The 6,922-nt window shown below is 49.1% G+C and carries 8 protein-coding genes and 1 pseudogene; 4 read left to right on the top strand and 5 right to left on the bottom strand.

Translation table 11 applies throughout. The annotated features are described in order from the left end of the window. Positions 1-148 precede the first annotated feature (148 nt). From JO226_RS10570 to JO226_RS10560, 3 genes and pseudogenes are all read right to left on the bottom strand, one after another. Positions 149-448, bottom strand: a pseudogene (locus tag JO226_RS10570) (Hcp family type VI secretion system effector); the annotation flags it as partial. A gap of 913 nt (positions 449-1,361) precedes the next feature. Then, a complete protein-coding gene (gene repA / locus JO226_RS10565; protein WP_293562871.1) occupies positions 1,362-2,237 on the bottom strand; it encodes a plasmid replication initiator RepA in 876 nt (291 codons plus the stop codon). 49 nt (positions 2,238-2,286) lie between these two features. After that, positions 2,287-2,463, bottom strand: coding sequence for a hypothetical protein (locus JO226_RS10560; RefSeq protein ID WP_293562869.1), 177 nt, complete (start codon positions 2,461-2,463; stop codon positions 2,287-2,289). Positions 2,464-2,716: 253 nt separating this feature from the next. Between JO226_RS10560 and JO226_RS10555 the strand changes: the two genes are divergently transcribed. Further along, on the top strand, positions 2,717-3,460 hold the full coding sequence (locus tag JO226_RS10555) for a PAS and helix-turn-helix domain-containing protein (protein ID WP_293562867.1): 744 nt from the start codon (positions 2,717-2,719) through the stop codon (positions 3,458-3,460). Between the two features lie 169 nt (positions 3,461-3,629). Continuing rightward, a complete protein-coding gene (locus tag JO226_RS10550) occupies positions 3,630-3,947 on the top strand; it encodes a hypothetical protein (protein ID WP_293562865.1) in 318 nt (105 codons plus the stop codon). Positions 3,948-4,119: 172 nt separating this feature from the next. On the opposite strand, the gene JO226_RS10545 is transcribed toward JO226_RS10550, so the two are convergent. Continuing rightward, entirely contained in the window at positions 4,120-4,500 is a 381-nt protein-coding gene (locus tag JO226_RS10545) for a helix-turn-helix transcriptional regulator (protein ID WP_293562863.1), read from the bottom strand. Between the two features lie 286 nt (positions 4,501-4,786). Between JO226_RS10545 and JO226_RS10540 the strand changes: the two genes are divergently transcribed. Together JO226_RS10540 and JO226_RS10535 are read left to right on the top strand one after the other, a co-directional pair. After that, positions 4,787-5,296 carry a transcription termination/antitermination NusG family protein gene (locus JO226_RS10540; protein WP_293562873.1) on the top strand — a complete coding sequence of 170 codons (510 nt, stop codon included), beginning with the start codon at positions 4,787-4,789 and terminating at the stop codon, positions 5,294-5,296. 232 nt (positions 5,297-5,528) lie between these two features. Continuing rightward, the gene (locus JO226_RS10535; RefSeq protein WP_293562861.1) at positions 5,529-6,224 is read left to right on the top strand and encodes a hypothetical protein; all 696 of its coding nucleotides are present in this window, start codon (positions 5,529-5,531) and stop codon (positions 6,222-6,224) included. 582 nt (positions 6,225-6,806) lie between these two features. On the opposite strand, the gene JO226_RS10530 is transcribed toward JO226_RS10535, so the two are convergent. Further along, positions 6,807-6,922 (bottom strand): IS3 family transposase (locus JO226_RS10530; RefSeq protein WP_293493372.1); only part of this gene is annotated, 116 nt, incomplete at its 5' end.

Raw genomic sequence — 6,922 nt, 5'->3', positions numbered from 1 at the left:
TGCACGGGCATATCAATATGCTGGGGCATTATACGTTTACGCTACCGGAGGATATTTTGAAGGGGGAACTGAGAGAACTAAATTTCAATTTAAACAATGAATTAACTTCTTAGCGTACGTTTTCGTTCCATTGGCTCTCAAACCCCTAACACTCTTCCTGGCCCGAATGGTTAATCCGGTAAAAACGAAATTCCGCGCTCTTCAGTGCCTGACCTGTCGCCACGGCGCGGTTGAAGTAGGGAGACGAACTGTCGATCTCCTTCTCGATCATCATCGCTGAATGCTGGCGTGTACCGGTGATTTTGCCGCTGGCACTGTCAACCGGCAAGTTGAGTCCGTGGGACAGCCCGATAATCTCAATGCTCCCGTCACGATCCTGAACGTCCACCGAACCTTTGATGTCCGCGCCACCGTCATCCTTGAGCCATAAATACGCTGGAATTGGCATTTTTCCTTTTTCCTCATGTTGTTAGTAAATCCATAAAGAAAGTGTAGGCTTTCTCGATCGGCGGGTAAACGACCAATCTTTTGCAGAAAATTTCAGCGGCTGGCGGTAAGGGTTTTATGCGCCTTTGGCGCATGGAGGCGCCAGCTGATGTCGAATGTGGCCAGAAGGTGAATGGCGCCGTGACCCGGCGTAGCCGGTAACTAAGTTAATAGGTTCTGCCTATCCAGCCCCTCCCCCTGTAGAGCCATGCCCGCTTAAAGCGACTCAGGAGCTTCTGTGCGCGGTCGGAGTGGTCACGGCGAGGCTTTGCCGAAGCCGGGGCTTATCTCCGCGTTACGCGGTCCAGAGGACCGCTTACGAGCGTGTTATCTCAAACTTCCAGCAACTGGTCTTAAAGCGATTCTTTTTCTAGTTACAACATCCATTTTAACAGCGGTGTCTTTCCGGGCCTTTGGCCCGGGGGGCGGCGCTGTTCAGAATGGGGCGCGGTAGTTGCGTTCAGATTAGGATCTGATTGCCCGTCGTAAAACGACGGGAGGTACCTTTGTCTTTCCGAACCGGCGCGAGCAGAGCTCGCTGCAAGGGCGGACATTATCGGCTGTCCACAGGACAGCGGGCGAATAAGTTATTTACTTTAAAGGAGTAAGGATCTTACAGGAGTTTTAAAAGACTAGTGGCGGTCTGTAACACCTCTCGGGGAGCACAAATTGTCGGAGGTCTCTTGCAGTTAAATGTGTATAACTAGAAATGGACATTGTCGCCGATGAAATCTGGTCGATTTCTGCGATAGTTGGTGTCGCAAATGGAACGATTGGCTGGAGTATTGGTGACCTGGAGAGCAATTATTAGCCAATGTCTGACAGCAGGCGTGCAAAGGCCTCCGAAGCTAACCGGAGGCAGAAAACAGGGAAAGCTAGGCTATGGACAACCGGGTGGTATATCGTCGCGATTTGACCATGCGTATCATGACGCGCTCTTCTATCAGCTCCTTGACGCCGGAGAACGTCAGGCTCAAATGTTTGCCCTGGCGGATTTCACGGTTAACCTGGGCACGAACGGACAGCTCGACTTCCTTACGGGATCGCTCCGCATCGCGTTTTGCGCGCGCACGCTCTTCGCCTTCAACCTTTCGCTTCAGGCGGTTCTCTTTGAAACGCGTGTGGAACTTGCTCCAGCCCTGGCTAATCAACTCGCCAATATCAAGGCGGGACTGACCGCGGCGTTCGCGTTGCTTATTCTTCCACTCGGCACGGCCGGTGCGAGCCGCGGCCACTGCTTCAGGGGAAATATCCAGAGCTTCGAAGAACGCCGGCGTAAACGTAATATCTGTCGGCATGTAGCAACCGATCTCTGAGTCGAAGTTTTTCATGGAATAGGTGACCAGACCGAAGTCCTCGGCCAGCGATCGCAGCGCGCGGGTGGCACGAGTGATTGAAACGCCACTTTTATTCGTTTCAGTCGCAAGGCCGCACTCTATCGCTATCGTCGTCAGCGATGCGTTGACGCGATTTAAGAGGGGGTCATAGTGGTAGCAGATAGCCTGTATCAACGCCTCCAGCGCCCTCAACCTTAACGGTGGGGGCATACGGAAACGCTTACCCTGTGAACGGGCAAAAGCAACAAAGAGAGCAAAGGCAAATCGTTCAGTTAAGCCCGCAGCCTTGGCCATGAGCTTCTTGTTAAACGGGAGTGTCGCTTTCTCTTGATCGCTGCCTTTCTTCTTCGGCACGACGAATTTAGGGAAAGGATTTTTTACCTGTCGGTAATAGGTGATGTTCTGTTCAGTCACACCCGCCCGGACTTATGGCGGGCAGGTATTGTTTTCTGAATTGCATGCGTTATAATCCTTCACAGGCCAGCGCCTGCTTTGTGACCCCCTGATATCTGCCGCCTTCCGCCAAGTTGATGACAGATTTCGGGGGGTTTTTGCATTCAAGGCCCGGTGTTCTGAAGCCTTCTCCCTTGAGCATTTCAGGATATGCCCATCCCTCACACAATGCCGCCAGTTGCGACACTGCTTTTATTCCTTTGCCAGTCAGCCTGTTAAACGGCAGACCAGTCGTCCGCAAATATTACCCGTTTTTTAGTTTCTTGCAACTCGACGATCGCAGCACTGAATGCGGATCGCCGGAAAATCAATAAGAAAACATCGACAAATCAGCATGTAGCATCGCTCAGGTCAGTACCTTTGCCGTGCTAGTTTGTGATCGCTCTCTTATTAGCCGCCATAGGAATTGATCTATATCAACTCTAAAAACGGACTAAAATATGTACACAGCCCTCTCGAATGAAGTAGAAACCACCATGAAGGCTTTCTCTGGTTCTATCGCACCCGACGGCATGTCCCGCCAGCTATTCCACTTCTTTGATAAAAGCGATGAGTCCTGGGCCATCAAAGACACTTCTTTCAAATTTTTGTATGTAAATCAGTCTTATGTGGAGTTTCTGCAAATACCTTTGGATATTGCTGAGAACATCACGGGATTCAGCTATGAAGGTGTGCCTTCACTGGCCTCACTTAAAGATAAACTGGTTATACATGACCGGAAGGTCATACAGTCGGGAATGCGGGTTGAGGCCGTCGGAACTGTTCTTATCGGAGATGCTTTCCGCTCATTTATCTTTGAGAAATTCCCGTATTTTAATGAACAGGGCGAGATTGTAGGTACGATTTCACATCTGAAACCCTTCGAACGTCTTTCCCTGGGGTACTTTTTGGAAATGCCGTTTTACGGTGAGGCGACCTTTACACCACCAACATCCATACTCTCCAAACGAGAATGGGAGGTTTTGTTTCTACTTTATCGTGGATTACACCGCGCACACATTTCACACTTTTTAAATATTTCTGAGTATTCTGCAAGAAATATTATCTCTCGTCTTTTCTTAAAGACAGGGGTGAGCTCGAAAGAGCAGCTGCTTGACCTTGGACTGAAGCAAGGCTGGCACTTGTATGTCCCGCCCCGATTCGTTTCCATCGGATATGACATCCTCTTTAAAGAGAACATTTAACTATAACTGATTAGCGCACCTCAGAATAGGTGCAATTTGTACCTGTACATTTTGCACCTATTTTTCAGTTTGAAGATAAATAAAATCTAATCTGTGGTGCTGGGCCGCCATAATTCAGTTAAAACAATTAAATACTGGATATGAATTTTCAAAAATAAAGGAAGATATAATGTTGAACCTTAGTGGGGTATGGCGTTCTCGCCTTATGTTTCCAGAACTATCTGACTCAGAGTTTCAGGCACTGATGCACTATGCACAAGGTACCAGCATTCACTGCATTGCAGATATTATGAAATCTTCATTACCAGCCATCAAACAATCGCTACAAAGAACCAGAAGCAAGTTGAATCTAGAGAAACTGGAGTCTGCTCGTGGTGTCTACAACGCACGAATCCAGGCTGCGATGTTAGCCTCCGATGACTTTCCAGCCCATTACAATGAAACAATGCAGAAACAATTAGTCGCGCTTGAAGTTAAAAACGTTTAAAGGCGGCTATTTTTTAATCTAAATTGTATCCCCCAGGTATCTAAACTTATGTCTAATAATATGCGACTATATATCCTATGTAAGTTTAGATGCCTCGTCATTTCATTCCCCGCCAAGAAAGGAATGCGGTGCAATATATTCATAGTCTGTTTTTGTTGGAACAGGAATGGTCTTATTTTTTTGACGAGTTTCTGAGGTGTTGAGTTAGCCTCTCTGCCATACCAACAGCTTCATCAATTGCAGATTTAAGTTTTTTACTTTCCCTATCCAAAACTTCTGCAGATATTTTCATCAGAGGTGCATTGTGATCGGACTGATGATGCTTAAGCAGCATCTCTGCAATATCGTCATCAAGTACATAAAAATAGTACTCAGGATAATTCAGTAATTTAGCGATCCTGACAATGACGTCGTATGGAGGAGAAAAACGACCAACTTCATAATTAGACAGACGAGAACGACTATTGGCTCCATCAATGCCAATCAGCTCAGCCAGTTTCTCTTGCGATAATCCTGCAGCTTCGCGAGCAGCTCTGAGACGCCTTGGAACCATGTAGTTTCACCTCTTTGAATTTTTTGATCTTACAAATCAGGGTGGACGCTGCGTGTCCATAAAAACAACCCGCTTGTTTTTCAAAACAAGCGTGATATGATGATTTTGCTTTGTCCTCACCGCCAAGAGAACAAAGCCCCTTTAACAAGAATAGACTGAGCAATAACACTGTCAGAATTGCAGGGAGCTGAGAGAGACAGCCCTTGTTTCAGCGCTATCGCCCAGTGTATTCGGCTCCTCCGGATACAGAATGACCCTAACGGGGATCGGTTCGGGCGAGAGCATGATGGACATTGAAAAACTTCACGGACAAAACTGGTATCTTGCCCAATACATTACCGGCGGCAAGAACCGCGAAAACCTCTTCTCCTGGCTTTCAGATCTTGATGTCACACCCTGGACTCCATTAAAAGTCAGCCTTATTCGCCGCTCAGATAAAATTTGTAGTTATCGTCGGCGTATTGCACCTCTCTTTCCTGGTTACTTTTTCCTTAAGGCCAATCTGGCCACACAGCCTGTGGACATCATTCGGCGTCACTCTGCTTTTTGCAGTTTTGTGATGAACGGTTCACAGATAGCACCACTCCAGCCATCAGTGGTAACCGGTCTGATGAAACTTCATCCGGATCCAACGCTGAACCTGAGCGCTACTGAAGAACTTGAAGCAGCCTCCCAAAAGCGGCTATCAGATTCGCAATATCAATATCTGTTGAATCTGGATCAGGAGACTCGCCCGGTCTCACGCGTTGCGCTCCTGATGAATCTGGTATTTGAGCCCGGACAGCAGGGATTCTGACCTTTCCCCGCAGTCCAGTACCCTTTCCCCGGTGTTATGCCGGGGCTTTTTTCCCCAGACACACTATCCCTGATACCCATCGCGGGTCCCGGCAATGGTGCCTGAACCGGTCCCCTCATGGACCCCTTGTCCGTTTTACCGGTTTGCCAGCGCTGGCGTCTTTCCTCTGGCGGATGAAAGACCAGGCACCATTGCCGGAATCAGGTAGTGCCATTTACTGAAGGACAACACCGTGTACCCCGTTGATAATTCTGTTCCGCACCTGCTCTGGTGCATTTTGGTAGCACTACGAACCGCTGAAGAAGACTCTCCATTTCCCTCGGAAAAGGCCCGCCGGCGTTTTATTTCTGACTGGCTGGACATGGGGCGCGATAACCCTAACTTTCGGGGCATGGCTTCAGAGTTCACCACCCTTCGCGAATTGCTTGAGAAGACAGATAAAGCCACCTGCGTGACGGACACGCTCGCTAAGCTGCTTGACCATGCTTATGCGGCTGAACAGTGCGACTTTTTCCGTTTCAGATCCGCGTTCAACACGCTCCTTCAGCTTGGCTGGCAGCACACCGTCTGCCGCTTTCCAGAGAACATCACCTCCGAGCTGATGAACCGAAGGAAAGGAGACCGCAGGCATCTGTTGCAGTTGACCCGCACTGAAAATGCCTTTCACTCCGTAGGCCACATGGTGAAACCAATCACCTTCCAGCTTCTTTTTTCCAGAAAGGATGCGGAACAGCTTGATGCTGAAATGACATTCCATAACGAAGGCTTTCAGGTGGTATACGCCAAGGAAGAACTCAGTCTGACGAAGGAGCGTATTATCCGTACCCTGCACATCGGCATCCCCTCTCTTCCGGAAGAGGAATGGAATCCACAACAACGGGACATCTGGCAGCCAGATAATGGGTCAGCCAGTAAGGCCTACCATTGAGGGCATACTCCATGAGTTTAACGGTTACCGATCGAGACTTACGTGAACTACAAATTCGCCGCGCAGCTGCAGTAGTGGCATTCAAACGAGCCTGCCGTGTTCGTGCAAAAAATCCGGACACAATGCCATTCAGTAGCCTGACCGCTTTACGAACCGAAATTGACGATGCAGAGGAGGACATTAAGGCATTCCGACAAGACCATCTGTGCTGAGCTGGCTTCCTCTTCAGCACCCCACTTTCCACGGCACTTCACTGACGATAACGCCTATGAAAATCATTCATACCTCTGTGCTGCTTCCAGTTCTGCTGGGCGGTTGCAGTCTTTCTCATCAAAAGCAAACTGACGTTGATGCCCGGCAATTCGTGGATGGACAAATAACCACCCAGCTGCAGCGTATTGCCCTGGCACAGGAAAACCTGCAGCAGGCCTCCCGAACAGTTACACCCAAACCTTCACCGGTGACCAGCCCCGTCGCTGCCGTATCGCCCCAGGCTCCAGCGCCGTCAACCACAGGAACGCTACGCGGGTTATCTGCTATCAAATCGCTGGGTGATCCTACCCACATAATGTGGACACGGTGCTAAGCGAGGTTCTGGTTTTCAAATTGTTCCGGGCTGAGTCCGCCACAGGCACTGTGTCGGCGCCACCGATTGTAATCGCACTCAATATAATTGAACACCGTCGTTCGCATCGATT

It is taken from the genome of Pluralibacter sp., from assembly GCF_019237635.1.
GTDB lineage: Bacteria > Pseudomonadota > Gammaproteobacteria > Enterobacterales > Enterobacteriaceae > Enterobacter_B.
Note: the sequence above shows the minus strand (reverse complement) of the source record. Positions and strands in the feature narration are given on the sequence as shown.

Coding starts and splice junctions, on each gene's coding strand:
- JO226_RS10555 (WP_293562867.1), top strand. CDS start 2,717: ATGTACACAGCCCTCTCGAATGAAGTAGAAACCACCATGAAGGCTTTC.
- JO226_RS10545 (WP_293562863.1), bottom strand. CDS start 4,500: ATGGTTCCAAGGCGTCTCAGAGCTGCTCGCGAAGCTGCAGGATTATCG.
- JO226_RS10550 (WP_293562865.1), top strand. CDS start 3,630: ATGTTGAACCTTAGTGGGGTATGGCGTTCTCGCCTTATGTTTCCAGAA.
- JO226_RS10540 (WP_293562873.1), top strand. CDS start 4,787: ATGGACATTGAAAAACTTCACGGACAAAACTGGTATCTTGCCCAATAC.